We start from the raw sequence: 26,165 nt of genomic DNA on the forward strand, positions 1-26,165 counted from the left end.
AGAGGTCAATATGTCTAATAACAATAAAGAGTATCTTGCACAAAGGCAGTTAAAAAGTGGCACTGCGGGCTGGTTATTGCTTGCAGGGCTAGGGGTGTCGTATGTAATTTCGGGCGACTTTGCAGGCTGGAACTTTGGCATAGCCGAAGCCGGCTGGGGCGGATTTGCCATTGCTGCGGTGTTAATGGCAATAATGTATTTAACGCTGGTGTTATCGCTTGCTGAAATGTCGGCAGCAATTCCTGCTGCGGGTGGCGGTTACAGTTTTGCGCGTCAAGCAATGGGCCCTGCCGGGGGTTATTTAACTGGCCTTGCGGTATTAATTGAATATGCATTAGCCCCCGCCGCCATTGTTATATTTATTGGCTCGGCGGTTGAGGCGTTAACGGGTTTTAATGGCCCGTGGGTATATGCACTGTTTTATTTAACGTTTGTGGGTATTCACTTAGCGGGTGTGGGTGAAGCGCTAAAAGTAATGATGGTGATAAGTGGTTTAGCAGTATTGGCTATTATTGCCACCGCCGTGGCGTTAATTGCTAATTTTGACGCGGGTAATTTATTTGATGTTGCGGTAACTAATGCCGCAGGTGCAAATGAATTTTTACCACTTGGTTGGTATGGTGTGTGGGCTGCATTACCTTTTGCTATGTGGTTATTTTTAGCAGTAGAAGGCGTGCCGCTTGCAGCCGAAGAAGCTAAAAACCCAGCTAAAGATGTACCTAAAGGCATTATTGGCGCTATGTTATTTTTACTGTTTACCGCTTTACTTGTTGTGGTATTAGTTCCTGCTGCCGGTGGTGCAAACGCAATGGGCGCCAGTGCAGTTCCTTTAGTTGATGCGCTTAACGCCACGGGCAATACAAGCTTAGCCACTGTGGTAAATATTTTAGGCTTAGCGGGATTGGTCGCGTCGTTCTTTTCGATTATTTATGGTTATAGCCGTTTAGTGTTTGCGCTTTCGCGTGCGGGCTATTTACCGCGTTCGTTATCAATTACTACAGAGCGCAAAGTGCCCGCGCGTGCGTTAATTGTACCCGCTATTTTTGGATTTATTGCCTCACTGAGTGGCGAGGGCGATTTAATACTAGCCATGGCGGTGGTAGGTGCAACGGTATCGTATGCGTTAATGGCGCTGAGCCATATTATGTTACGTATTAAGCAACCTAATTTAGCTCGCCCGTATAAAACGCCAGGTGGCGTGGTTACATCGGGTATTGCGCTAGTGTTATCGCTTATTGCATTAACGGGTGTGTATGCGTTTGACCCTCGTGCATTTTTATACACCGTAGTGTTATTTGTGATTGGTGCAGCTTATTACTTTGGCTATAGCGCTAAGCATTTAGTCGCTAAAAGTGCAGATGAAGAGTTTGCTATGCTTGCCGACGCTGAAGCTGACTTAGCCGCCTCAAATTAAGGGGGTTAACACTAGGGTAAAAGCGTTGCTTTTAAAACGCCAGCAAGCTGCGCTTCTACAAGGTAATTTACCTCTGCTGTTAAGGCTCGCTGTAGGCGCGAAGCTTGCTCGCGCGAGATGGTAGTTACTTCTCTAAAAGCGAAGCGCCTCTAAGCCTCTTTGTGATTTACTGATCTTTAATACAAAAATGCACAAAGAGAAGAGAATGAGGAGTAAATGAGAAGTGAAAGCTGTAGGCGCGAAGCTTGCTCGCGCGAGATGCAAGTTACTTCTCTAAAAGCGAAGCGCCTCTAAGCCTCTTTGTGGTTTATTGATCTTTAATACAATATGCACAAAGAGAAGAGAAAGAGGAGTAAATGAGAAGTGAAAGTTGTAGGCGCGAAGCTTGCTCGCGCAAGATGTTAGTTGCTTCTCTAAAAGCGAAGCGCCTCTATACCTCTTTGTGATTTATTGATCTTTAATACAATATGCACAAAGAGAAGAGAGAGAAGTAAACGAGCAGCCAAAGTAAATTGGTATAAGTTATCTGTATATCACCACCGAGTACACCGAGGCGCTTCGCGCTACACAGAGAAAACACCCGTAACGTTTAGTCACTTCTCTAGGTATTCTCCTTCGCTTCTCGGTGGTGAAACAATCACTTTATACCTCGGTTAAAGCATTGTTTTTAAACGCGAGCAAGCTGCGCGATTACAGCCCATTTAACTTATGCGGGTTACTTTTACTTTTATTTTTCCTGCATTGGCGCCGTAAAATCGGCTTAAGTCATTGGCAAAGGGGCTAAATTCACCTGATTTAGTAATGGTTACTGTAGCGCCATTGGCTATTTCAAATAAATATTCGTCGTTATTGTTAATTGCGCCAACCAAAGAGAACCACTGCGCTCTTGGAAGTCGTCTAAATGGTTCAAGCAATGCCATGGGGATTTCTTTAACCCCTAATTGCACATTATCGCGGTGCCAGCCGCTTGCAGTGCATTTTATGCCGTCGTCATACCAAAATTGATTGGGATAGGGTTCAAACTTATAAGTTGCGCCTTCAACTAACATAAGCCCTGTATTGTTATGTACCTCGCTGGCAAACACCATTACATCTTGGCTTTGCGAAACTTGTAATACACTCATGTTTTGGTTTTCAAGGGCAATGTGTTGGCTTAAACCAGTAAAGCTTAATGTGCTGTAATCGTTATACCTAATTTTGTAATGCAGGTTTTTAAGCGACTCTGGGCGATAGCTAGTTAGTTTATTAATTCGTGTAGCTACGCTTTGATGTATATGTGGTTCTAGGTTGCTGGCTTCGTTATCAATAAGTACATAGCACTCCCTATCCACCAATTTAAAAAAGGGATTAAACCAAAAGTAATTTTGCTGATGGCTTAAAGCCAGAGGATCGGGCGTTACGGTTACATCGTCTTGGTCAACTAATTTACTGCCAGGCAATAAGGTTTCGTAGTCAATGTCGTGGCTGGTTAATAAGCTAATATTAAGTGGTTGCTCAATTAACCATTCAAGCGCATAGCGCAGGCAAATATCAGCTAGGCCATCGCGGTAATAACCGCCGCCAATATCTGAATGCGCCCCTGCAAACCAAAGCTCGGTAATATTATTTTGATGGTTCATTAGGGTGGGTTCAAACGCACGGCGTTTTTCATCAAGTGCTACGCAGTGCAGTGCCTGCGAAATATTATTAGCAATGGTGTGGTTTTCAAATATTACATGCTCGGCACCGCGCGTTGCTTTACTGACTTTTGATAAACCTATTGAGGCCACAGTATCAAATACACATACGTAAACATTATCGTTAATTAAAGGCTCTAGGATTTTTGCAAAACGCCGAGCGAGTGCGCCGCCTCGGCTAAAGCCGGTAAGTAAAAGGGTATCGCCGAGTTGGTAATGCGCTTCAAAATCACTCATGGCTTGATTTAAAATACTGGCAACATCGTCACCTCGTGGCGCTAAAGTTTGGTTTAAAATACGTTTTAAGCGGCTACCTTTTGTGCCAATACCTTGATAATAAAAACTAAGTTGGTTTGTAAATGGAGTGGTGGGGGAGTCATCGAGTTTGCCGCCTAATAATAAATGCAGCTTAAGAATATTAGAAATACTACTGTCTTCTTTAAAATGGTCTGAGCTAAATTGCTCTGCATCGCGAGGCTCGCCCCCAGTACCATCAAAATTAAAAATTAGCGTTTTACCCGTCATAGCCCTAATCCTTTAATTGTTTTAAATACTCTACACAGGCAATGTTAAATATTAAAGACAGCAGCAATAAATAATTATTATCGCTGCTTACTCTATTTTTAATGCAGTTTCATTTTAGGGCGCACTACGCGCAGTACTTTTTCGCTTATCCATAATGCAAAGGTTTTTGCGCTGCCGTGTATGGCGCGCTGGTGCATGCGATACAGTGATATATACATAAAGCGAGCAATTTTACCTTCTATAAAAAAGGTATTGCTGGTTAAGTTACCCATTAAATTACCTACCGTACTGTAGCGCGATAAGTTAACGAGAGAGCCATGGTCGCTATATTTAAAGCCGCATAATGGCTGTTGTTTTAACGTGGCAATAAGATTTTTTTCTACACATAGCGCCATTTGATGCGCCGATTGTGCCCGTGGGGGTACAAGCTTTCCGTCTTCTTGGGTAAAGGCGCAGCAATCACCAATAACAAAAATGCTTTCATCTACGGTGCTTTGTAAAAACTCGTTTACTTGAATTTGGTTACTGCGGGTAAGATCAAAAATACCTAAATCTTTAATAAAATCTGGCGCTTTTACACCTGCAGCCCATACCATTATATCTGCGTCTATGTGTTCTTCGTCTTTTGTTATAAACCCTTGTTCGGTGGCTTCTTTTACCAGTGTTTGCTCTCGTACGTTTACGCCGAGTTTTAATAACTCGCGTTTTGCGCTATCGGCTATGCGCTCGGGTAGGGCGGGCAAAATACGGGGCCCCGCTTCTATTAAATGAATATGTAAACGCTTAGACGACATATTTGTAAGGCCGTAAAGCTTTAATAATTCAGATACATGGTAAAGCTCTGCCGAGAGCTCAACGCCGGTTGCGCCGCCGCCCACAATGGCAATATTTAATGATTGTTGTTGGTTGTCGTCTTGGTGAAGGCGAGTAAAGCTGTCGAGTAGAGAATGCTGAAAACGCTCAGCTTGCTGATTTGAGTCTAAAAAGTAGCAATGATCTTTTATGCCTGGGGTATTAAAGTCGTTGCTTACGCTGCCAATGGCAATAACAAGGTGGTCGTAGCGTACGCTGCGCTGCGGCAAAATAGTGTGGCCTAGCTCATCAAGGTGCGGTGCAAGGGTAATGGTTTTATTGCTTTGGTCTATATCGCAAAATGTACCAAGCTGAAAATTATAATGATGTTTTGCAGCGTGGGCTGAATACACAACGCCATCTAAATCGGGGTCAATAGAGCCTGTCGCTACTTCGTGTAGTAACGGCTTCCATATGTGGGTGCGGTTTTTATCGATTAAAAGAATTTCGGCTTGTTTTTTCTTCCCTAATTTATGCCCTAATTGTGTTGCCAGCTCTAGTCCGCCTGCGCCACCGCCAATAACGACGATTTTAGGTTTAGTTATATTCATAGCAATGCCCTTAAAAAATAATATACCCAAATAATCTGCTTATAACGCTTATAAAAAATCACTTGGGTATACAAAATTAGCTTGGCTGTTAACACCATTGAGCATCTGGTGCGTATTTTGCGCCTAAATAAAACATATGTCAGCAATTGATAAGCTTATTTGTTGTATACTAAGGTCTAAATTGCCTCAGTATGAAAAATTTAGCGCTTTACAGGGCCCTAATATAAAGGCGCTACTTTACATAAAAGACAGCTTGCTTTTAATAGGGTATAACGCTGATATTAAATGCTTTTAATTATTTTAACCTATTGATTTGAAGTAGGTTTTAGTGCTTTGTGGATTATTGCAATAAAGCCGCTAATACTTGCAATCTATGCATTATCTAAATTGCTTTTAATGCCAACAGACACTCTTATATTGAGATGCTTTGGGCTATATGCAAATATTTCATTTACGTTGCACTTTTGCTGTTAAAGCCTATTCCCTAGCCAAAAAGGATATTTATGACCACGCCATTAATTAAATCACTTGAGCAGCATTTTGGTTTTAGCCAATTTAGAGCAGGGCAACAGCAAACCATTGAGCAGCTTTTAAATGGGCAGTCGTCACTGGCTATATTTCCTACGGGGTCGGGTAAGTCGTTGTGTTATCAGCTAACAGCTATGCATTTACCAAACTTAACCTTGGTGGTGTCGCCCTTACTTGCATTGATGAAAGATCAAATTAGCTTTTTAAATAGCAAAGGTATTTACGCGGCAAGCCTTGATTCTAGCCAAGACCAAATGCAAAGCAGCACCGTAATGAACGATGTGCGAAATGGTAAAATTAAAGTATTAATGGTGTCGGTTGAGCGTTTTAAAAACGAGCGTTTTAGAGAGTTTATAAGCCAAGTTGCGCTGTCTATGCTGGTGGTAGACGAAGCGCACTGTATATCTGAATGGGGCCATAACTTTAGACCCGACTACCTTAAATTACCGCGATACCGCGAAGAGCTAAATATTCCACTGGTACTATTACTCACCGCCACAGCCACTAAAAAAGTAAAACGCGACATGAGCGAGCGTTTTAATATTGCCCCAGAGTGTATTGTACAAACCGGCTTTTACCGCGCTAACCTCGATTTAAGTGTGCTAAGTGTAAAAACGGCTGACAAAAACACTGAGCTTACAAACATAGTGCGTGCGCAAAATGGCCCAGGTATTGTGTATGTAACGCTTCAGCAAAGTGCCGAGCAAGTGGCTAATACGCTAAGTGCGCAAGGTATTCAGGCGGTTGCGTATCATGCAGGGCTTGAAGATACACTACGCTGGCAAATTCAAGATGATTTTATGGCGGGTAAAATTAACGTTGTTGTGGCAACAATAGCCTTTGGTATGGGCGTTGATAAATCAGATATTCGCTTTGTTATTCATTACGATTTACCAAAATCAATTGAAAACTACAGCCAAGAAATTGGCCGTGCAGGGCGCGATGGCAACCCATCAAACTGCTACACCTTGGCTAATTTAGATGGCCTAAACACAGTTGAAAACTTTGTGTATGGCGACACCCCTGAGCTGAGCGGCATTGAACACGTAATTAACGATATTAAAGCCCAGCCGCAGCAATGGGAAATGCAAGAGTACAGCTTATCGAGCGAAAGTAACATTCGCCAATTAGCGCTTAAAACCTTGCTGGTACAACTAGAAATGCAAGGCGCAATAACGCCGCAATATGCTTACTACGCCGATTTTAAATACAAGTTTTTGGTTGATAAAAACGAGTTACTTAGCCAGTTTGACGAGCAGCGCCAAGCCTTTTTAACGCAAATATTTAGCCATACCGATTTTAAAAAAATATGGGGCACGCTTAATTTTGACACCCTTACCCAAGCCGCCCAAGTTGACCGTAAGCGGGTTGTGGCCGCGCTTGACTACCTAGCCGAAAAAAACCTAATAACCCTTGAAACCAAACGTATTACCCAAGTTTACAAAGTGCATAGTGAGGTTATAAATAACCCTGAACTTGCAAAACAATTACACAGTTATTTTATCGAAAAAGAACAAGCCGAGATTAAACGTATAGCTGCATTGGTACGCTTTTTTGAGCTACAAAGTTGCTTAAGCTATAACTTGGCGCGTTATTTTGACGACCAAAATGCGCCAGCGCAATGCGGGCATTGTAGTGTATGCCGTGGTAATGCTGTAAAACTTGAATATTCAATAGAGCCTGCTCACATTGCCGATGACGTTGTTTATCAAAAAGTGGATGAGTTTTTAGCGCACATGACAACAAAAGGTATTCACAGTGTAGGTATTGAAACCCAGTGCCGCTTTTTAGCGGGCATGAGCGTGCCATTATTTGCACGTAATAAAGTACGCCAACTGAGTGGTTTTGCGCTTTGTGAGCAGATGCGTTACAGCGATATAAAAGCAAAACTACTAGCGCGTTAAATTAGTTACTGTATCCTAGTGGCTTATTCAAAAAAGTAAGTCACTATGCCTAATACTGTTATTCCAAGTAAAACTATTTCCTCTACACCTGAGCCCGTAACCTGCGCTAATTGCCAGGCATGTTGCTGCCAATTAGAAGTGCGCATAGTGACCGACACGGGCGTGCCTTTTCAATACATTGATTACGACAAATGGGGCAGCGAAGTAATGAAACGCGCAGACGACGGCTGGTGCCAAGCACTCGACCGCAACACGCTAATGTGTACCATTTACGAAAACCGCCCACTTACGTGCCGCGAGTTTGAAATGGCCTCAAACGAGTGTATTACAGAGCGCGAAATAGCGGGTATTTAATAAAAACATATGCACTAAAAAAGGGGCTCAAAAAGCCCCTTTGGTTTATCTGTGTTTTGTACTTAAGCTAATTAATCGTATTTAGCTTCTAGCTCATTAGCTGTATGAAATTTCTCGTGGCTTTGTAATAGCTCATCGTATTTTACAAGGTGTTTAAAGTGGACAAGTTGGCCTGAGTTTTTAACTATTTCTACAATAAACGACATCATAATATCGGCACCGGTTAAAGTGTCGCCTACTAAATAGCGCTTACCTTGTAATCGGTCGTTAAAGTAGCTAATTACTTTTACGGTTTCTGCATCGGCGTAATTTTCTAAAAACTCTGTTTTAGCGCCATCTTTTAAAACAAACATTTTAAGCAGTAGCGGCAAAATAGCAGAGCTTTCAGCAAAGTGTAGCCATTGTTGATATTCAACATATTCGGCAGTGCCAGCTTTTGGTGCAAATTTACCGTTACCGTATTTAGTAATTAAATAGTCGGTAATAGCGCCAGATTCGGTAACAATTAAGCCATCGTCTTCAATCACTGGTGACTTACCTAATTGGTGTACTTTTTTAAGTTCGTCAGGCGCTAAAAAGGTCTCTGTGTTGCGCTGGTAGGCAACAATTTCGTAATCAACATCCAGCTCTTCTAAAAGCCAAATAATACGTTTTGAGCGCGATTTATTTAAATGGTGTAGTTTAATCATGTCAGTCCTTGTTGGCGTTACTACATGTGCAGTAACGCTTTATAAAATTTAAAGTGGCTCGTTAATTTTAACAACGGTTTTACCAAAGTTTTTACCATTTAGCATATCGTTAAATGCGCTAATAGTGTTTTCAATACCTTCTACCATGTGTTCGCGGTATTGTACTTTGCCATCTTGTAGCCATTTTTGCATGTCTTGTGCAAATTCGTCGTAGCGGTGGCCGTAGTCGTCAAAAATTATAAAGCCTTGCATTTTAATACGTTTAGTAAGCAATTGCCCCATTAGCATACCCATACGATCAGGCCCATCTGGAAGGCTGGTAGAATTATATTGCGACACTAAACCACACAGTGGCACACGGGCCGCGGTATTAAGTAGAGGTAATACGGCATCAAACACTTTACCGCCCACATTTTCGTAATAAACATCTATGCCGTTATCACAGGCTTTTTCTAGCTGCTCTGCAAAGTCATCGGCTTTGTGATCAATACAGGCATCAAAGCCCAGCTTTTCAACAGCATGTGTACATTTTTCGCTGCCACCAGCAACGCCTACCACTTTACAGCCTTTAATTTTAGCTATTTGGCCAACGGTTGCGCCAACCGGCCCTGTTGCTGCGGCTACTACAACGGTTTCGCCTTCTTTAGGTGCGCCAATATCAAGTAAGCCCATGTAGGCTGTAAAGCCCGGCATACCCATAATACCGAGTGCGTACGATGGGTTTTCTGGCTCTTTACCTAATTGCATAAGGCCTTCGCCGTTAGTAATGGCGTAATCTTGCCAACCGGTGTAGGCAAGTACCCATTCGCCTTCGCTGAATTTATCGTTTTTAGACTCTTCTACTTGGCATACGGTAGCGCCTACCATTACATCGCCCACATTAACCGGATCGGCGTACGACTTTGCATCGCTCATGCGGCCACGCATGTATGGGTCAAGCGATAGGTAAATAGTGCGCAGCAGCACCTCGCCATCTTTAAGCGCTGGTAAATCTACTGTTTTAAGTTCAAAGTTTTCATCGGTAGGGGCACCGTGCGGGCGTGATGCTAAAGTAAGTTGACGACTAGTTGCAGACATAAAAATCTCCTCTTAAGAGTGAATTTACTTAGCGAATGTTTACGCGTTTAAAACCAGGTTGAGCCTAAACAATAATGCGCGCTAAGTTATACGAAAATAAAAATTTGTACCTTAATACACGAGCTTTGGGCGCGAGGCTGGTAATTCAAGCTTTGCAGAGTATTTATTCTAAACGGTTTATTTTAGCTTGCTAAAAATATGGCTATCGTAAAATACACCATTTTTATAAATTGCCTGTTTGAGCACAGCCTCATCCTTAAAACCGCATTTAGTGAGTGCCTTTATAGAGCCAGTATTGCCAGCAAATACAGCGCCAAAAATACGGTTTAGGTTTGAGCTTTTAAATGCGTCATCGCAAATATGCGAAATAGCATGAGTCATTACTCCTTGCCCCCAAAAGTGGCTATTAAGCCAATAGCCTATTTCGCCACTGCGGCTATATTCAAATTCTCCGCGGGTGATACCAATACACCCCGCAAATTGCTCATCTACAACAATGGCCTTAACTATTCCACTTTTAGAGCCTTGGGTTATCCACCAGTCGGCGTCGGCTTGAGTATACGGAAATGGAATTTTAGACGATAAAAAGCGCGTAACCTGTTCATCGTTTAAGGTATTAATAATGTGTGGCGCGTCTGTTGGTTTAAAGTCTCTTAGGGTGATCATTGTTTTAATAAAGTGTCTGTTGCATACGGGTCAACTTAGCAAGCAATTAGAGATTGCACAATCACAAAGATTAACCGTTTACGCCTATAACTTTGTTTTAAAGTACTCTAATATAAGCAAAATATGATACCTGTTTAAGATACCTTTATGCACCCACATATAGCCGCCCTTTATAATAGTGCCCAAAAGCCAAGCCGTTTAATTATAGGTTTAATGAGCGGGACCTCGTTAGATGGGCTCGATGTAGCACTGTGTAAGGTAACGGGCGCAGGTATAAATACGCAAATTGAAGTGCTTAACTTTACCACCGTTGACTATAACAACGAGTATAAAAGTAAAATAAAGCAGGTATTTGCCAAACGAGAGTGTGATTTAGAACTTGTTACCTTACTGCATCCATGGGTTGGTAAACTCCATGGCGATATGGTTAATCAGTGCTTACATACTTGGCAGGTAAATCCAGCAAGTATTGATGTAATAGCCAGTCACGGGCAAACAATTTACCACTGCCCACAGTCGCAGCATAATCATAAAAGCTTTACTAATGGCACATTACAAATTGGCGATAGCGACCAAATAGCCGTTACTACCGGTATTACAACGATTGGCGACTTTAGGCAAAAACACATAGCCGCAGGAGGGGAAGGTGCACCGCTTGCGGTATATGGCGATTACTTATTTTTTGCAAACCCCAATGAGAACCGCATTTTATTAAACATGGGTGGTATTGCTAATTTAACGTTTTTACCTAAAAGCGGTGATGCAAATAGCGTATTTAGTAGCGACATAGGCCCAGGTAACACCATTATGGATGCGTACGTACAGCAGCATTTTGAAGGCATGCACTTTGATGATGGCGCAAAAATAGCAAAAGCGGGCAAGGTAAATACAGCCTTATTAAATGCAATGTGTAGCAACACTTTTTTTGAGCTTGCGCTGCCTAAAACAACGGGGCCTGAGGTATTCAATTTAGGCTATTTATATGCTGCTCAACAGCAAACAAATACACAGCACTTAAGCCATGAAGATGTAATGGCAACTTTAAATATGTTTAGCGCGAGGGTAATTGCAAATGCGTTAAACGAATGCGCGCAAAGTGCTAAAGAGTGTGTGGTGTACGCAAGTGGTGGCGGTATTCATAACCCATTATTAATAGCGCACCTTAATGCGCTGTGCCCGACTATTAAAGCGTTTAAAAATACTGACGATTTAGGCATAAACCCCGATGCCAAAGAGGCCGTACTATTTGCCATTTTAGCCAACGAATGCCTAGCAGGTGAGCAGCAGCACCTAAATAATACTGCGCAGGGTATTGCAGGGGTCACTATGGGTAAAGTGAGTTTTGCTGATTAAGTTTTTATAAATTTGTATACCAACACATTAAAAAAACGAAAATAAACTTGAGCTCATATTCCGAAAGTATTTTTTAACGCCGTGTGGCTTAGTTTGGCTTTTAAGGGCTTGCTGATTTTTATAACCAGCCTCAAACGCATTTACTTGCATATCAAACTGTAAACTATTTTTTAAAGTGGCATTTAAGCCATGCAGCATCAATTGCATTACTAAGCAGTGGCTTTGGGTAATTTTACTTAATGTTAAATACACATAACCACGCTCTAAGTCGGCGTTAGTGAGTACTTTTTCAGTAAAGTATTGTGCATCACGGGCACTGGGATACGTTGCGCTCAGCGAAATAATATCGTTTTCGTGGGCGTCGTCAGGCAATACGCATTGCAGCGTTATTTCATGCATAGCACTGGCTTGCAAGGTTAACTGCTCGTATTCCATTGTGTGGCCCATAGCCGCAGAGAGAGGATCTTCAAACGATTGTAACGCAAATGTGAGTTGCGTCATTGGTGTGCTCATTTACTTCAACTTCTAGATTATAAAAAATACAGTTCGAGTTTAAATTATCACCTATTTTGATTGCAGTTTTATGACAAATTGCACTTAATCGGATAAACGCAGTTTTTAGATTAAAAATGTTCTTAGTATCTTTAACTTTTAAGGAGGTAATTAAAAACTTAGTATTAGCGATCTTCTACATAGTTTGTTAAAACCAACTCAAGAAACTATCAACTCAATACGCAAGGACGTTATATATGGGAAAATATAGCAAGGGCATATCAAAACGATTTGAGAATACTAAAATCCAGGCTGGATTTTGCTTAATTTGCGGTGTTTACGGCCGACTTTCTCAGGACCACGTACCTCCAAAAGGTGCGATAACAATAACAAAGGTGGAGCAGCGTCACATCACAGAATTAATGGAGGTTGAAGCGTCAAGAGTTAAAGGCGTACCTTCACCAAACGGTAGTAAGTTCAAGACTATTTGTCATAACTGTAATAATATACATCTCGGTGGTAACGATGATGAAGTTGCTAGAGTCTGTAAATCTCTAACTTTGCAAATAAAAGATTATTTCTTTCATAGTGGCAGTCCATACACACTTATCAATACAAACATTGATGCTAAAAAATTTTCAAGGGCAATGATCGGTCATGTTCTAGCAGCAACTTCGGTTAAAGAATGTAAAGATAGACCACAGGATTCGCCTTATTTTCAGCCACTAAAAAACTTTGTTCTTGGTGAAGATAACGCTATTGATGAGACTCACGACATATATTATTGGTATTACCCTTACAATAAACATTTAAGCGCCAAATGTGTTGGATTTTATAACAATGGAAATATTTCCACTGTCAGTTTATTAAGCTTTTTTTCAATAGCATTTATGGTCACAAAGAAAAATGAAGGTATATATCCAGCTCATGCACGGAAATTAATGTTAACTGATAGCAAAATATGCTTAGATTTAAACTCAAGGGGATACGAGTTTGCTGAGTTCCCATTTCATGGATTAAAGGGAAACCAGATGATGGCTTTAGCTGACTATCAAACAATAGTCAGTTACCCTATTGGGCAGTAATCCTCAGTAAATCTTTATCAGCTAATATTGACAGCGGATGTGGGTTAAAGCGTTCAAATCTTGACTTCATACATTAAACTTCTATTCGCCCGTTCAATGAAGCATTAGCGAATGTTTGTAAGAGACAACGATCAAATTAACTATATCCTTAAACCTTTACTGTACTTGGGGTGTATTGTTTAGGGAGGTAAAATAAGTGATAAAGAAATCAATATTTTTCAGTGTATTGTTAATTGTATTGCTAGGTGCTTACTATGTGATCCGATCTTTATCGGAAAGAAGAGATTTTTCTAAATCTTCGCTTGATTATTATTTGCTCGCGCCTAATTTATTTAAAAACTTGTCATCTGCAGATTCTATTGGGGAACGCTACATTTATAGTTCTAGTGACGGTAATAAGCCAATGGTAATTTCTTTTATATTCCATAGTATAAAAGACTCAGCTCAAATCAAAAGTGACCTTAAAGAATATTTAAATAGTAATGGTTATAAACTGGTGGGCTCAAGTTTTTCGGATGGTGAAAATAGAGAAATTACAATAGAGACAACAGATAACAATGCTAATGTGATTGTTAAGCTAACAATGCTTGAGTATATAAAGTAATAGGGTTGAAGGGGACAAATTTTTACTTCATACATCAAGGCTTACCAGTGTCTGCTGATGTCGCACCAGCTAAGTTTGCCAGAGTAAGCCTATCAAATTAACTATATCCTTAAACCTTTACTGTACTTGAGAGGCTAGCAACGTACGGGTGACCCCTTACTGCGTTAATTGAGAAATAAGCTCAATTCCAGCATTGAATGGGAAATATTCCAACTTCCTATTGGAAATTCACTTATCAAAGCCTCGCCTTATATAAAGTCCTGTTTCAAGCTCAAATGAGAAAGAATATAGCGAGGTTTGTAATTTATCCGCTGTGGTAGATAAAGCATTTATTACTTAAAACCTAATATTGCAAATGTTCTCATAGAGAGTGTCTAGCTTATTTCTTATTTATTAAAGTGGGGCAGACCACCATACAGACTGAAATATAATGACAGGACTAAGCATTAATGCTGAAAGCCAAAATATTAATGCTTGAAGTTTATTTTTGCTGACACGGTACGAGAAAAACCATAAAACAGAGCTGATGATAAGCATAATGAAATATAAGAACACTCCGTAAATCCCCATTCCTTTACCGGCTAAAATAAAGCTTTTGAATGTAATGACTAAATACATTTCTGTAGTCGCTATTAATAAAATAGCGGCTAAAAGAAGGGTATTTGCTATTAGATTTCTACTCATTAGCGTAAACCTAAAGCATAAAGCTCGTTAGCTAATGTATTTCGACGTTTATCACCTATATTTGTGGGTTCTGCGTAATAAAAGTGACCTTCAGAATTTGGCATTTGCCCTGCCAGTGTAGGTAGATTAGAAAAAAGTTCAAAAACGCTCATACCTGCAAAAATTGGATCTCCATATTCGTTTAGATCAATTATAATTAATTTTTTTATTTGGACTATGTTTCTTAATCGCTGTAAAAACTCCATACTGATAGGACTCCCAATTAAAACCAAATTATCAATAACAGTACCTTTTATAGCGTATTTTGCTGCCAATTGAGACGCAATAATAGAGCCATAAGAGTAGCCTATTAAGTTAAATTGCGAAGCATTTGAAGTTGAGTGCCTTAAGAGCATTGGAAACCTTGGATCATAGTCTCGGCCTAATACTGAGCCAATTCCAGCATCGAATGCTGTTCCTCCGGACCATTTATCACGATCTACATACATCGCGCTTTTTATACCAGCTTCATAGAGAGATTGAACTAATGGCTGTATGTAACGACCATCCATTCCTGCTCCAGGGAAAAAGTATGTGCCTTTAATTTTATCACCAGGCTGGGTACAACATATTCCTTTAAGAGGCCCAAATTTTTGTGTCGTATTACTTTGTGTAATTTCTGCTTTGTTCATTACTTACTTCCGTGTATAAATTAAAAGAGGCTGAGTAAAAAGTAGATCTTTAGTTCAGGTTGGTTTAATACAAAATAGCAAAGTTCCTATTTTGGTTCAATTATTTGTAAAACAGATCTTTTATTTGATTTATTAAAAAAATAGTTACGACAGTCGTAATAAAATATTAGCTGAATTAGTTAGAAATAAGGTGTTTAAAGATGTTTTTTAATAGAACCGTGTTTTTAGTTTTTACTTTATTATCGGGCTGTTCTATAGCTAAAAGCGTTGATACATTTTCTTTAAGTGAAATGAATGAAACACAATACTTGCTTGAAACAACAACGCAGCCAACTATTAAAGTTATTGCTGATATGCAAGGAGCTGACGAGCTAGAATTAGTAAGGGTTTATGATTTAACGTGTAATGGTGTTAACTACCAAGTGCCTGCCGTTAAGGGAGATATCGAAAACGCGGAATCTATTGCTGAACACATAGAGTATTTTATATTTAAAAACGTAGGCGATGATTTATCAGCGATTAAAACAATCGGATCTATTGAGGTTAAAAGGCGAAGTGATGGTATTGTAGTTAATGAGCACACCATCGACCCATCACTGGCCAGTTTTAATAAAAAGCTGTGTAACAGTATTAACCGCAGCGGCAATATGGATTACCCAATACAATTTGCAGGCGCTGGTAATTAGTATTTATAAACTAACTTAAATATTCTTTACTAAGTAACTACAAAGCCCTGTGTTAAACGTAACGTTTAACACAGGTTTGGGCTAACCTACTAAACACCAAACGTATTAAAACGAATACTGTAGCCTTAATGAGATTGCATTGCCCGATGTGATAGTACCGCCTGCTTCAAAGTAGTCGGCTTTAATGTAGTCGGCCATAAACTTTATGTTTTTGTTTACGGTGTAGTTAACGCCGAGGGCGTAGGTTTTTGCGTCTTGGTTTTCTTGCTTGAGCTTAAGTAGGCTGTAGCGGCCTGTAATTTCCCAGCCTGCCTCTGAGCTTGCGCCTAGTTTTGCGTTTTTATACTTACGGTATCCGCCCGATAGTTGATAACCAAATTGCAAATAGCCGCCTTCGTAATCGTTAGTTGTATTTTCAATACTGGTTACTTGTGCTTGTTGCCACTCGGCCATCATGGTAAATCTGTCTTTTAGCCATAGTAGCTCTACGCCTTGTTGCGAAAGGCTATCGGCATTAATTTTATCGCCTTCTATTAATGAGTCGGCGGTATAAACTTCAAGAGGTTCATTCACTCTAAATTCGTTACCGTCGTAGTGCCTTTCACTAAATGCGACGCCTAGGTGTAAAAGGTTGGTGTTTTGCTGCCATGGCACCCAGGCTACGCGCCCTGTAATAGCAGACGTTGCTTCGTCTTCATCGGGCTCGTAATAACCTAGTTGCCAATTTACTGATGCTATGTCCCCGGAAAGGCTAATACCTAAGCTGCGCCCTGGTGAAAACGCTTCGCTTATCATGCTGCGTTCGAGCATTAGCAATTTACGCGAGCTGGTTAGTTTTTCTAGGCCAAAACTTTCTTTTTGCTGGCCTATGGTTAAATCGGCATATTTCCAGCCAGAGTATTCTAGGTAGGCGTCTTTTATTTCGGTTTCGCCATCGGCAAAGCCAAGCTGAAATTTACTTTTCCAGTCTTTGCTTATGTCTGATTTAAAACTTAGGCGTGCGCGGCGTATTTCAGAGGTACTTTCTGAGCTGCTGCTGTCGTATTGCCCCTCTAACAAAGAGGTATCAAACTTGTTGTAGTCGAGCATGATATAGCCGCTTAGGTCTATATCGTCGTTAATTTTGGCAAAGCTTGCGTTACTAACAAGGCAAAGAGCTGAAAGTGCCGCATAAGTAATCATTTGTTTAGAGGTCATGTTAGGCTGCCTTTGTTTGTTTTTCGGCTAAGTAACTTACTTTTAGTTGCGCTACGTCTCTTAAAAAGTCGATGTGTTCTATATCTACGGCAACTACGTTTAGGCCTGTGCGCTGTTTTAAATCATCGATTAGTGTGGCTTGGTTTTGTGGGGTTATGTTTTCTATGCGCTCGTAGCAAACGCTTTGTACTTCGTAGCGTTTTACAAATACGCTTGAGTCAATCAAAAAGGCAATTAAGCAAATAATGCCATTAAGAATACTTAGCTCAGTTAAGCTCATTTGCCCTACAGAGGTCAGTAAAGCAATGGCAGTAACAAGGAATAAGTAGGTCATTTCTTTAATCGAAATAGACTCAGTGCGGTACCTTAGCATGGTAAATACAGCAAATAGGCCAAATGCAAATTCCATCGACATATCAACGCCGTGCAGCAAAAAGGTAATAATAAAAACGCCTACGCCAAATAAAATAAACGAGCCTGCTACCACTGCATTTTTACTTACGCGAAAATAACAGCCATAGCAAAGTACAGCCAGCGATAGGATGTTTACTAAAAAGCGGGAAAGAAAAATAAGATCTAATTTAGTCATTTTAATTATTCTCTAAAGGTAAAAGCGGGTTAGTGCGGTTAAGGTGTTTTAAACGGGCTAAAACAGGTTTAAAGCGGTTTACTTTTAATCGCTCGGGGTAAAGCAAAGCACAGCCAATACAGTATTTACTAAACGAGGCTGGGAATATGTGGTGTTTGCTCATAAGTTTATAAAATGGCGAGCGTTTTGTTTTTTTACTTTGTTTAAGCTCGGCAATAAAAAAGCCCGGTAAGGTTATTTTGTTATCGCCTTTTGGGGTGTTGTACCACAGGTTAAAATCAAGCGTTAAACGCTCGGCTTTTTCTTCGTTAGCTAGCGCTATGCGGTTATAGCCGCTTTGCTGGGTTACATTTAAATGTGCAAAGCTGTTTTTCATTTGCTCTTTAATAAACGCCGTGCTGTTAGCTTGCTGGTTGTTAGTTTGCGCGAGCTTTATACGTGTTTTTACTGTGCGGCTTTGGTTGTTTTTTAGTTTTACTTCTAGGTATTCGGTGGCAGTATCAACGTAGCGCCTTTGGCGTACTTTGTAGCGATTAAGCTTACCGTTATGATGGGCTTTATATAAATCAAGCTCGGGCGTATCAAAGTACTGATTATAATAAGAGAATAAACGCTTACCTTGTATATCAAGTACCCGATACTGGCCTTGTATATGAGTAAGCAGCTCAGGTAAAAACGATAGTGGCAGCATAAACTTGCTGTCTACACGGTTCATTAAATTAGCGTTATTAAGATCGTTTAATCCGTAACCTTCAAACGGAATAAGCAACTCGTTAATTAAGCTTGTTAATGAGCCTCGCGCATCTGGCTTTTCAGGCTGAGCCTGCTTATTTTTAGTGTTTATTGCAGTAATTGCTGCTGGTGAGGTAGAAGTATCCTTTTCAAAAAGTTCATCCTTAAAACGTGCTTGAATTGTCATAATTTTCTCAGATTATTAAATTGCAAAGTAATTGAGTGCAGTGCCAGCGTGCTGACACTGCATGAAGGATGGGTTGTTTATCTAGAGCAAAATCCGCTGCCATCACCCGCTGAGGGCAATGTGCCATCAAGCTGCGCGGCCATATTTGCTACGCGGTACTCCATAAACGAGGTTAAGCCGTAAAACTGCCCCGTGGTAGAGGTTAGGTTTTGCTCAAAGTAGGTTGAGCCATAAAAGCTAGTTGGGTCGTTTTGTACGTGCTCACGAATTAAATCGGCTATTTCATTTACGCGTGCGTTAAATGTGTCGCTTGAAAGTGAGCCATTAATAAGCTGTGTTAAGTAACTGTGGTACGTATTGAGGTGGCTTTGATCGGCAAATACATTAGCAATTAATGGGCGCTCGCTTAATGCGCCGCTTACAGGCTCATCAATGTAGAGCTCTCTTACATCTACGCCATTACAATCCATGTTAAATGTGCCGAATGACTCGTTAAAATCCCACGGTAAAATGCTAAATACGCCATCGTCATCGTAAATATAATAGTTATGTGCAAGCGGGCCGTGGTAGCTATCTAAATTGGACAGTGAAGTACTAACCGACATATAACGCAGCAGCGTGTCTATATCTATGGCGCTGGTTTCGCCTTTATCGAGCGATTCAACAAAGTTAATAAAGGCGCCGTTATCTGTGGTGTCTTCGTTGGTTTGCAGGTTTATATCGGTATAGCTTTGTATGTCGTCACCTAGCCATAATAAATCGCTGCCTGTGCCATCTGGCTTGTATAAATCGCCGTTACCGTTGGCAAAGTGTTTTTCAACAAATTCGCCATCTACGGCTTCTACCATTAAATACAAACCAAATAGTTCGCCGTTTACATAAAAGTTAACGTAAGCATGCTCAGGCGTTGGCACGCCCATTTCATCCATAAGCTCGTAGGCGATTACTTCACGCATGTACGACGGGTCGTTAAACGAGTTTTGTAGTGTGAATTTTTTTAGCCCAAAAAACTTTTGCCCCGACACATATTCGTTAATATCAACCTTAAAGCTGTAACGGTCGCTACTAGAGTTGGCAACGCTGCTTAAGCTTGAGCCGCCTTTTGTGCGAATAGCCACGCTATCGAGTGTAACCCCATTAAAGGTAATAGCGGTTTCGTGATATTCCTCATCAAGTGGGTTATCTAGAATGTCTTGCCAGTTTTCATCGGTAATTGTAATAGAAAGCGTATTAACGGCCGTAGGTGTAAAGGCGGTTGCAACTGTATTTTCACTACTTGGGGTAGGTGTTAAAAACGCATGAGTAAAGCCTGTACTGCTACTTAGGCCGTAACTAAAGCCTGTGGCTACATGACTTTCGTCCCAGTCAATATAGTCAATTACTTCATCGTTGAGTATTAAGCTTAGCTCGTCTTCTTTGCCTAGTTTAAACGGGACGTAGTAAGTGCCTGGGTCTTCATCGGTGGCATAAATAGTAATGTATTCACCCGCGTATAAATCTATGTCGGGCAGGGTAACGGGGTCTATGTCGTCGCTTTCATCAATAACGTGGTAGTTGGCTAAGTTAATTGTATTTTCGCTGTTGTTGTATAGCTCAAACCAGTCGTTGCCATCGTCTGCGGCGCTTGCCACTATTTCGTTAATAACGAGTGGCCCGTGGGTTGCTTGGCTGTTTGAGCTAAGCTCTGTTGGAGTGAGTACCGCAGTTGCATCGCTGCCATCTGGGTAGCGGCCATAGCTGTAACCATTTAGCGCTTGGCCTTTATTCCACGATAACTGCTCTATAATTACATTGTTACTGTAAAGGCTTACGGTATCGCTTGCGCCTAATTTAAACGCAACGCTTGGCAGGTCGCCTAAATCATCGGTGCTTGCGTAAATGCGGTAAAACTCACCCGGCGATAACGTAATATCAGGTAGTGCAAATTGCTCGTTATTGTCATCACTTAGTGTGTAGTCGGCTAAATAAACATCGCTACTGCTTGTTACATAAAGCTCTATCCAGTCCTCGCCGCCGCTGCTGTCTTTTGCTACTACTTCGTTTATACGAAGTGGTGCATCTTCAGCAATTAACGTTGTAACAAGTGTAGAGGTATCGGCTGTTTGGTTAGCTGCGCCCTCTGTTGGCGTTAGTGTTTGCGCGGTGCCGGTACCATCGGAGTATAAGCCGTAACTAAAGCCTTCAGCGGCTTCGCCTTCTTCCCAATCAAGTACAGACACCGCAGTGCCGTCCTCATATAATGTAACCGCATCGTCGCTCCCTAGTTTAAAGGTGACGTAATAACCGTTATCGGGCGGTGTATCGGTTTCATCAATGGCTTGAATAACAATAAACTCACCTTGCGAAAGTGCTACTGCGGGTAAAACTTGAGGCTCTCTATCGGCGTTATCATCAACAAGCGAAAATACCGATAAGTCGGCAATATCTTCAGTGGCGTATAGCTCAATCCAATCGTAGGTGGTATCGCTTGGGCTTGCGACAATTTCGTTAATAACTAAGCCCGTTGAGGTGGTTGTTGATGATGAGTCAGTTTGCTCTGTGCTGCTATCGGTTGTTTGCTCAGTACCGCCACAGCCATATAAAAATGTAGTAGAGGCGATAACTGAATAAAATATAAAAGGTTTTATATTCATGTATGCACGCTTATTATTTTATTAAAGTGGGCAAACTATAAAAATAGAAGGTGCAAACAATGTGTAAACATTCAGTAATATTCAGTATAGTGAGCTTAATTACTCACTTTAAAAGTTACTTTAACCTTATGTTTAAACAATTAATTTTATTGTGCGCGTTAAGCATGCCGCTTGTAAGTACTGCCGCTACTGCGCCATTTTCGGGCGATATTACAACTGATGTACTATTAAGCGATTACGATAAGTTTAATAAGCAGTACAACGCATTTACGCCAACCGAGCAAGATATAGCCTTAATGCAAAAGCTAGAAGGCAAGGCATTAGTTGTATTATTTGGCACTTGGTGTCACGACAGCCAACGCGAAGTACCAAAGCTTATTAAGTTACTTGATGAATCAAAGGTAGAGCTTGCAAGCGTTAAATATGTGGCCGTGGGTTACAACAAGCAAGACGATGCAGGTATTGCACAAGCTAACGACTTGCAATACACCCCAACGTTTATAGTAAAAGATAATGGTAAAGAGTTAGTACGCGTAATTGAAAAACCAACGGGCACATTGGCGCAAGATTTAACGCAGGGTTTGTAAATATAAAATATCTTTTTGATAGTAATACCTTAGGCAATTTGTTAAAACTGTATGAATGTAGAAAAATGGACTAGCATCGCCAGAGATATGTGCGATTTTCGTACTGTTAAAATGTTAGATTATATTTAAAGGGGGAGTCCAGTGTCTATTGGAATAAAATTAGACAACTGTAGGGATGTTACAATAATTGATGGTGGATTCTCTAACCTTAAAACTGGTATTGATATTTCTAATAGCGATGATGTACAAATTACTGGCGCAAAATTTTTAAATGTTAATACGGGGGTAAAGGCAAGGCAGGTCAGAGGATTAAAAGCCTCCAACTGTACAGATGATGTTAGTCAAGCAAATACATCGTTCCGTCTTTCAGCTATTGCACAAATAGTTAGATGGTATATAGGGTACTTGAATAGCAAAGGATAGGATATGCCAATGTTCGATATAGAAGATTCAAAAGATGTTGATTTAAAGAACAATAAGACCTCAAAAGAAACCTTAGCTAAAGTCAAAAATGTTGAAGGTTTTAAAGCCAAAGGTAATGAGGCTGGAGTTAATTCCAAAGAACCGAAAAGTGAAGAAAAAATAGTAGAATTGAAACCAAATTTTATGGGAATCGGTATTAATCTGAGGGCTTTATGGGAAAAAATAAGATTCAAAAAAACATAAAAAATCAGCCAGCGCTTAACAGTTTGCACCAGCTTTTGCATTATGATTTATGAGTAATCTAAGGTTTTTACTCAGATACGCTTAAAGAAATGATCTCCTTGCTCAAAAAGAGTAACAATATTCATTGGACACATTGGTTTCAAATTGCCCTCGATTTATATGAGTCAAGCAGAGCACTGAGCTCATATGCTAAGAAGCATTTGTAGTCAAAGCAGAACAAACAATAATGCTTCGACCTTCAGCTTCTTATATATACACGACTTACAGCTCAGATCTAATTTTACTCACATAACCTCTATTCACTAAACAAGCTTTTTTCGAACGCTTGCGCAGCATGCGAAGACGGTCTGTCTTTATAATGCAGTTGGTATAGTGGCCGAGAGAGTTGCTCGTTATTTTTTTGGCTCAGGCGTGTTAATTCGCCTAACTGCACTAAATCTTCAGTGACTACATTTGGCAATAAAGCGACCCCCATACCTTGAGCAACAGCCCTTGCTATGGCTTCGTTGCTGCCTAATTGCATACTTTGCTCAGCCTGTACGCCATGCTCTGCTAATAACTTTACCGACATTTCTAACGTGCCAGAGCCTGGCTCGCGCAGTAGCCAAAACTGCTCGTTTAACCATGCTTTTAAGTCTTTAGTGGGCTTAAAGTTGCTCGGTATAACCACACTCATTAAATCATTTTGCCAGTGCTTACTAATAATGTGCGGCTCGGTAGGTGTGCCTTCAACCAGTGCTAAATCGATAGTGCATTCAAGCAATGCGTGCTCAATTTGCGCGGTATTAGCCACTTGTACTTCTACTTTTATATGCGGGTACTGCGCACAAAATTTGGCTAAATAAGGCGGTAGCCAATAACTGGCAATGGTGGTGCTGGTGCCTATAACTAATGTACCGCGCTTAAGCCCTGTGCGCGATTTTATATCGTCAATGGCGGCTTTTTCGATAGCAAAAATACTGCGGGCGTGATCATACAAAGCTTGGCCGCCCTCGCTTAGGGTGAGCTTTCTACCCTTAGATGCACGTTCAATAAGTTGAATGTTTAACTGATGCTCTAGCTCTTTTAGCGCTTTAGAAACAGCGGGCTGGCTTATAAAAAGCGCTTCGGCTGCGCCTGAAAAGCTACCTAATTTAGCCACTGTATAAAACACCCTAAGCGCATGTAAGTTCATTGTATAACCTTAAATTGTATAACTTTAAGTTATCAAATCATGATTTTAATATATTGGAGTTATATTTTGAGCTTTCTTACAATTAAGTCAACACATCAACTTGGTTTAAGTGAGGGAATATTATGCTTAGCGCTATTAAAAATAGTTTTCAGCCTATAGGTATTAATACTAAGCAATACGGCGATACGCGCTGGTGGTTAGGTATGCTGCTGGTGGTTGTGTTAGCGGGGGCATCTGTTGCATTAAGTAAGTTACCTATAATGCAAAGTGCGCAATTTAGCTCCTTAACAATTGGTATTGTGCTTGGCATTATTGTGGGCAACAGCGTGTTTGCGCGCATTGCTACGCGTACCGATGTAGGCGTTGATTACGCTAAAAGTATATTACTCAAAGCGGGCGTTATTTTATTTGGGTTTAGGATTACTTTTGCGCAAGTAGCGGGTGTAGGCTGGCATGGCCTGTTAACCGATGTGGTAATGCTGCTTGGTACGTTTATATTAGCAGTACAGCTAGGTAAGCGCGTTTTTAAGCTTGATGAACAAACAACCATACTAATAGGTGCGGGTAGCTCTATTTGTGGCGCCGCAGCGGTAATGGCCACCGAGCCAGTTATAAAAGCACAAGCGCATAAAGTATCTGTAGCGGTGGCAACGGTTGTGGTGTTTGGCACGTTAAGTATGTTTGCCTACCCAATTATGTTTGAATATATGGGTGTGAGTGAGCATGCGTACGGTATTTTTGTTGGTTCAACCATTCATGAAGTTGCACAAGTGGTAGCAGCAGGGACTGCGGTAAGTGCCAATGCGGCCGACACCGCCGTGATTGAAAAAATGCTCCGTGTAATGATGCTTGCGCCATTTTTAGTGGGCTTATCGTTTTGGCAAAGTAAAAAGCATGCAAACATAAACGCACAGGGCGGCGAGCAAAAATCAGGAATTACAATCCCTTGGTTTGCAGTGTTATTTATAGTGGCAAGTGGCGTGCATTCGTTATCGGTTATTCCGCAAGGAACTACAAACGCTATTATATGGTTTGATAATATATTGCTCACCATTGCCATGGTCGCACTTGGGCTGCGTACACATGTTGGCGCTATTCGCCAAGCGGGTATAAAGCCACTGCTATTAGCTGGCTGTTTATTTTTGTTTTTAACCTTAGCTGGCTTTGCCATTAATATAGGCATTGCGCAGCTGTTTTAAATATAACCTGGTGGAGGTAGATTGGCTTAAATAGGCCAATCTACTTCGTTTAAGTGATCGAGCTGCTGTGTTTTATTACTGTGCCCGTGCCATTTATTGGTATAAACACCATTTGGATCAAACTGCGCCGTTTGCTTTTGTATATTAAAGTGGCGGCCGCCACGCGGATCAACCCCCACACCGGCTATGTATTGCCAGTTGCCCCAGTTTGCTGCTACATCGTAATCAATCAATTGTTGCTCAAAATAGGCTGCGCCGTATCGCCAATCAAGGCCAAGCTCGTTTACTAAACAGCTTGCTGCAATTTGCCTTGCTCGGTTTGAAATGTAACCCGTGGTGTTTAGCTCTTTCATAATGGCATTTACAAGCGGGTAAGGCGTTGTGCCGTTACACCAAGCAGCAAAGCGTGTAGGTGTAAAAGTAGTAAGCGGTTTAGTTTGTTTTTGCCCTTTAAAGCTAAACAGGGTGTTACCTGCTTTAAGTGCGTGCCATTTAAAATACTCTCGCCATAGCAGTTCAAATTTAATCCAATAAGTAGACTCGTTTGCCGTATTGCATTGCTCGTAATTTTCTACGGCTTTGTAAACTTGTTTTGCACTTATACAGCCAAAGGCAAGCCAAGTACTAAATTTGGTGGTGTTGTTAAAGCCATCAAGTTCGTTGCGAGTCGTTTTATAAGTACTTGGCATTGTGCCTGCAAAGTATTGTTTTAAATGAGCTTGCGCACTGTTAAGACCGCCATGCATTACGCCTTTATTTGTTATACGTTCTAGAGGTGTTTTTGCGCATAAAGTTATTGGCTTAGGCAGCAAGCCGTTTGGCAAAGTTGTTGGTGTAATAGGGCTATTAGCTGCCTCTACCTTTTTACGAAACGGGGTAAAGTGTTTAGGTAATTCGCTTAAATCAAAGGGGAGATCACTTTGCTTAAATAGCGTGTCTTGCTGCGACCCTGTAAATTGTGTATTGGGGCAATGTGCTTTGAGTAAGTTTATTTGGCGTTGCTCGTACACGCCAAATTGTTCGCTGTATACCACTTCATCAATATTTTGCTCATTAATACGCGCTTTTAAAAGCGATACGGGTTCGCCCTCAAGCACATGCAGGGTTTGCCCGCGCTCAATAAGTGCTTGTTGTAGTTCGTACAAGCTTTGCATTAAAAACTGCTGTTTGTGTATGCCATAAGGTTTTTGTTGGTAGTTATTATTTTTAAACCAGTGCGGGTTAATAACAAATACAATATCAAGCGCGCATTGCTGCAACATAAGGTCACTAAAAATTGGGTTGTCGGTTAGGCGTAAATCGTTTTGTAGCCAATATAAAATGCGTTTGCTCATACTTATGCTCTGGTTTTTGTAATCATTAAGTTTACGAAGCAAAAGCGGGTAGGGAT

At 40.9% G+C, this 26,165-nt stretch carries 25 protein-coding genes; 11 read left to right on the plus strand and 14 right to left on the minus strand.

The annotated features are described in order from the left end of the window. The first annotated feature begins 10 nt into the window (after window positions 1-10). Complete coding sequence (gene eat, locus MSC25_RS10475) at window positions 11-1,414, plus strand: ethanolamine permease (protein WP_248443346.1); 1,404 nt, start codon at window positions 11-13, stop codon at window positions 1,412-1,414. A 701-nt stretch (window positions 1,415-2,115) separates the two neighbouring features. Here the strand turns inward: eat and MSC25_RS10480 are convergent. Then, window positions 2,116-3,615 (minus strand): DUF2235 domain-containing protein, encoded by a 1,500-nt coding sequence (locus MSC25_RS10480; protein ID WP_248443347.1) that lies wholly within the window; start codon window positions 3,613-3,615, stop codon window positions 2,116-2,118. A gap of 98 nt (window positions 3,616-3,713) precedes the next feature. Then, the gene (locus tag MSC25_RS10485; protein ID WP_029772829.1) at window positions 3,714-5,018 is read right to left on the minus strand and encodes an NAD(P)/FAD-dependent oxidoreductase; all 1,305 of its coding nucleotides are present in this window, start codon (window positions 5,016-5,018) and stop codon (window positions 3,714-3,716) included. A 503-nt stretch (window positions 5,019-5,521) separates the two neighbouring features. Here MSC25_RS10485 and MSC25_RS10490 point away from each other — a divergent pair. Beyond that, window positions 5,522-7,450 carry a RecQ family ATP-dependent DNA helicase gene (locus MSC25_RS10490; RefSeq protein ID WP_248443348.1) on the plus strand — a complete coding sequence of 643 codons (1,929 nt, stop codon included), beginning with the start codon at window positions 5,522-5,524 and terminating at the stop codon, window positions 7,448-7,450. A 45-nt stretch (window positions 7,451-7,495) separates the two neighbouring features. Beyond that, window positions 7,496-7,804, plus strand: coding sequence for a YkgJ family cysteine cluster protein (locus tag MSC25_RS10495; protein WP_004586962.1), 309 nt, complete (start codon window positions 7,496-7,498; stop codon window positions 7,802-7,804). Window positions 7,805-7,875: 71 nt separating this feature from the next. Here the strand turns inward: MSC25_RS10495 and MSC25_RS10500 are convergent, their stop codons facing one another. The 3 genes from MSC25_RS10500 to MSC25_RS10510 form a co-directional block, all read right to left on the minus strand. Next, window positions 7,876-8,493 (minus strand): glutathione S-transferase, encoded by a 618-nt coding sequence (locus tag MSC25_RS10500; RefSeq protein WP_138576690.1) that lies wholly within the window; start codon window positions 8,491-8,493, stop codon window positions 7,876-7,878. 48 nt (window positions 8,494-8,541) lie between these two features. Continuing rightward, a complete protein-coding gene (locus MSC25_RS10505) occupies window positions 8,542-9,570 on the minus strand; it encodes an NADP-dependent oxidoreductase (protein ID WP_004586964.1) in 1,029 nt (342 codons plus the stop codon). A 177-nt stretch (window positions 9,571-9,747) separates the two neighbouring features. Beyond that, entirely contained in the window at window positions 9,748-10,236 is a 489-nt protein-coding gene (locus MSC25_RS10510) for a GNAT family protein (RefSeq protein WP_248443349.1), read from the minus strand. A 147-nt stretch (window positions 10,237-10,383) separates the two neighbouring features. Here MSC25_RS10510 and MSC25_RS10515 point away from each other — a divergent pair, with 147 nt between their 5' ends. Beyond that, the gene (locus MSC25_RS10515; RefSeq protein WP_248443350.1) at window positions 10,384-11,589 is read left to right on the plus strand and encodes an anhydro-N-acetylmuramic acid kinase; all 1,206 of its coding nucleotides are present in this window, start codon (window positions 10,384-10,386) and stop codon (window positions 11,587-11,589) included. Window positions 11,590-11,616: 27 nt separating this feature from the next. On the opposite strand, the gene MSC25_RS10520 is transcribed toward MSC25_RS10515, so the two are convergent. After that, the gene (locus MSC25_RS10520; protein ID WP_024032946.1) at window positions 11,617-12,102 is read right to left on the minus strand and encodes a hypothetical protein; all 486 of its coding nucleotides are present in this window, start codon (window positions 12,100-12,102) and stop codon (window positions 11,617-11,619) included. A 236-nt stretch (window positions 12,103-12,338) separates the two neighbouring features. Here MSC25_RS10520 and MSC25_RS10525 point away from each other — a divergent pair, with 236 nt between their 5' ends. Then, window positions 12,339-13,166 (plus strand): metal-binding protein, encoded by an 828-nt coding sequence (locus MSC25_RS10525; RefSeq protein WP_248443351.1) that lies wholly within the window; start codon window positions 12,339-12,341, stop codon window positions 13,164-13,166. Window positions 13,167-13,422: 256 nt separating this feature from the next. Then, on the plus strand, window positions 13,423-13,770 hold the full coding sequence (locus tag MSC25_RS10530) for a hypothetical protein (protein ID WP_248443352.1): 348 nt from the start codon (window positions 13,423-13,425) through the stop codon (window positions 13,768-13,770). Between the two features lie 393 nt (window positions 13,771-14,163). Here the strand turns inward: MSC25_RS10530 and MSC25_RS10535 are convergent, their stop codons facing one another. Then, window positions 14,164-14,454 (minus strand): hypothetical protein, encoded by a 291-nt coding sequence (locus MSC25_RS10535; RefSeq protein WP_138576680.1) that lies wholly within the window; start codon window positions 14,452-14,454, stop codon window positions 14,164-14,166. Further along, window positions 14,454-15,125 (minus strand): alpha/beta fold hydrolase, encoded by a 672-nt coding sequence (locus tag MSC25_RS10540; protein ID WP_138576678.1) that lies wholly within the window; start codon window positions 15,123-15,125, stop codon window positions 14,454-14,456. The genes MSC25_RS10535 and MSC25_RS10540 overlap by 1 nt, the downstream gene beginning before the upstream one ends. Window positions 15,126-15,325: 200 nt before the next feature. On the opposite strand from MSC25_RS10540, the gene MSC25_RS10545 reads away from it, so the two are divergent. Next, on the plus strand, window positions 15,326-15,811 hold the full coding sequence (locus tag MSC25_RS10545) for a hypothetical protein (protein WP_138576676.1): 486 nt from the start codon (window positions 15,326-15,328) through the stop codon (window positions 15,809-15,811). Between the two features lie 105 nt (window positions 15,812-15,916). Here the strand turns inward: MSC25_RS10545 and MSC25_RS10550 are convergent, their stop codons facing one another. From MSC25_RS10550 to MSC25_RS10565, 4 genes are all read right to left on the minus strand, one after another. Then, the gene (locus MSC25_RS10550) at window positions 15,917-17,008 is read right to left on the minus strand and encodes a porin (RefSeq protein ID WP_248443353.1); all 1,092 of its coding nucleotides are present in this window, start codon (window positions 17,006-17,008) and stop codon (window positions 15,917-15,919) included. Between the two features lies 1 nt (window position 17,009). Continuing rightward, on the minus strand, window positions 17,010-17,597 hold the full coding sequence (locus MSC25_RS10555) for a DUF4956 domain-containing protein (protein WP_248443355.1): 588 nt from the start codon (window positions 17,595-17,597) through the stop codon (window positions 17,010-17,012). 1 nt (window position 17,598) lies between these two features. Then, entirely contained in the window at window positions 17,599-18,516 is a 918-nt protein-coding gene (locus MSC25_RS10560) for a polyphosphate polymerase domain-containing protein (RefSeq protein WP_248443356.1), read from the minus strand. Between the two features lie 77 nt (window positions 18,517-18,593). Further along, window positions 18,594-21,149 carry a CotH kinase family protein gene (locus MSC25_RS10565; protein WP_248443357.1) on the minus strand — a complete coding sequence of 852 codons (2,556 nt, stop codon included), beginning with the start codon at window positions 21,147-21,149 and terminating at the stop codon, window positions 18,594-18,596. A gap of 128 nt (window positions 21,150-21,277) precedes the next feature. Here MSC25_RS10565 and MSC25_RS10570 point away from each other — a divergent pair, with 128 nt between their 5' ends. The 3 genes from MSC25_RS10570 (at window position 21,278) to MSC25_RS10580 (ending at window position 22,402) form a co-directional block, all read left to right on the plus strand. Next, window positions 21,278-21,736 carry a thioredoxin family protein gene (locus MSC25_RS10570; RefSeq protein ID WP_348983535.1) on the plus strand — a complete coding sequence of 153 codons (459 nt, stop codon included), beginning with the start codon at window positions 21,278-21,280 and terminating at the stop codon, window positions 21,734-21,736. A 141-nt stretch (window positions 21,737-21,877) separates the two neighbouring features. Then, complete coding sequence (locus tag MSC25_RS10575; protein ID WP_248443359.1) at window positions 21,878-22,159, plus strand: hypothetical protein; 282 nt, start codon at window positions 21,878-21,880, stop codon at window positions 22,157-22,159. 9 nt (window positions 22,160-22,168) lie between these two features. After that, window positions 22,169-22,402 carry a hypothetical protein gene (locus tag MSC25_RS10580; RefSeq protein WP_032882585.1) on the plus strand — a complete coding sequence of 78 codons (234 nt, stop codon included), beginning with the start codon at window positions 22,169-22,171 and terminating at the stop codon, window positions 22,400-22,402. A gap of 295 nt (window positions 22,403-22,697) precedes the next feature. Here MSC25_RS10580 and MSC25_RS10585 read toward each other — a convergent pair whose 3' ends face one another. Continuing rightward, window positions 22,698-23,576 (minus strand): LysR substrate-binding domain-containing protein, encoded by an 879-nt coding sequence (locus MSC25_RS10585; protein WP_248443360.1) that lies wholly within the window; start codon window positions 23,574-23,576, stop codon window positions 22,698-22,700. Between the two features lie 122 nt (window positions 23,577-23,698). Between MSC25_RS10585 and MSC25_RS10590 the strand changes: the two genes are divergently transcribed. Beyond that, on the plus strand, window positions 23,699-24,775 hold the full coding sequence (locus MSC25_RS10590; protein ID WP_248443361.1) for a YeiH family protein: 1,077 nt from the start codon (window positions 23,699-23,701) through the stop codon (window positions 24,773-24,775). 26 nt (window positions 24,776-24,801) lie between these two features. Here MSC25_RS10590 and MSC25_RS10595 read toward each other — a convergent pair whose 3' ends face one another. After that, the gene (locus tag MSC25_RS10595) at window positions 24,802-26,109 is read right to left on the minus strand and encodes a DASH family cryptochrome (RefSeq protein ID WP_248443362.1); all 1,308 of its coding nucleotides are present in this window, start codon (window positions 26,107-26,109) and stop codon (window positions 24,802-24,804) included. Between the last annotated feature and the right edge of the window lie 56 nt (window positions 26,110-26,165).

It is taken from the genome of Pseudoalteromonas sp. 1CM17D (assembly GCF_023161805.1).
Classification (GTDB): Bacteria; Pseudomonadota; Gammaproteobacteria; order Enterobacterales; family Alteromonadaceae; genus Pseudoalteromonas; species Pseudoalteromonas atlantica.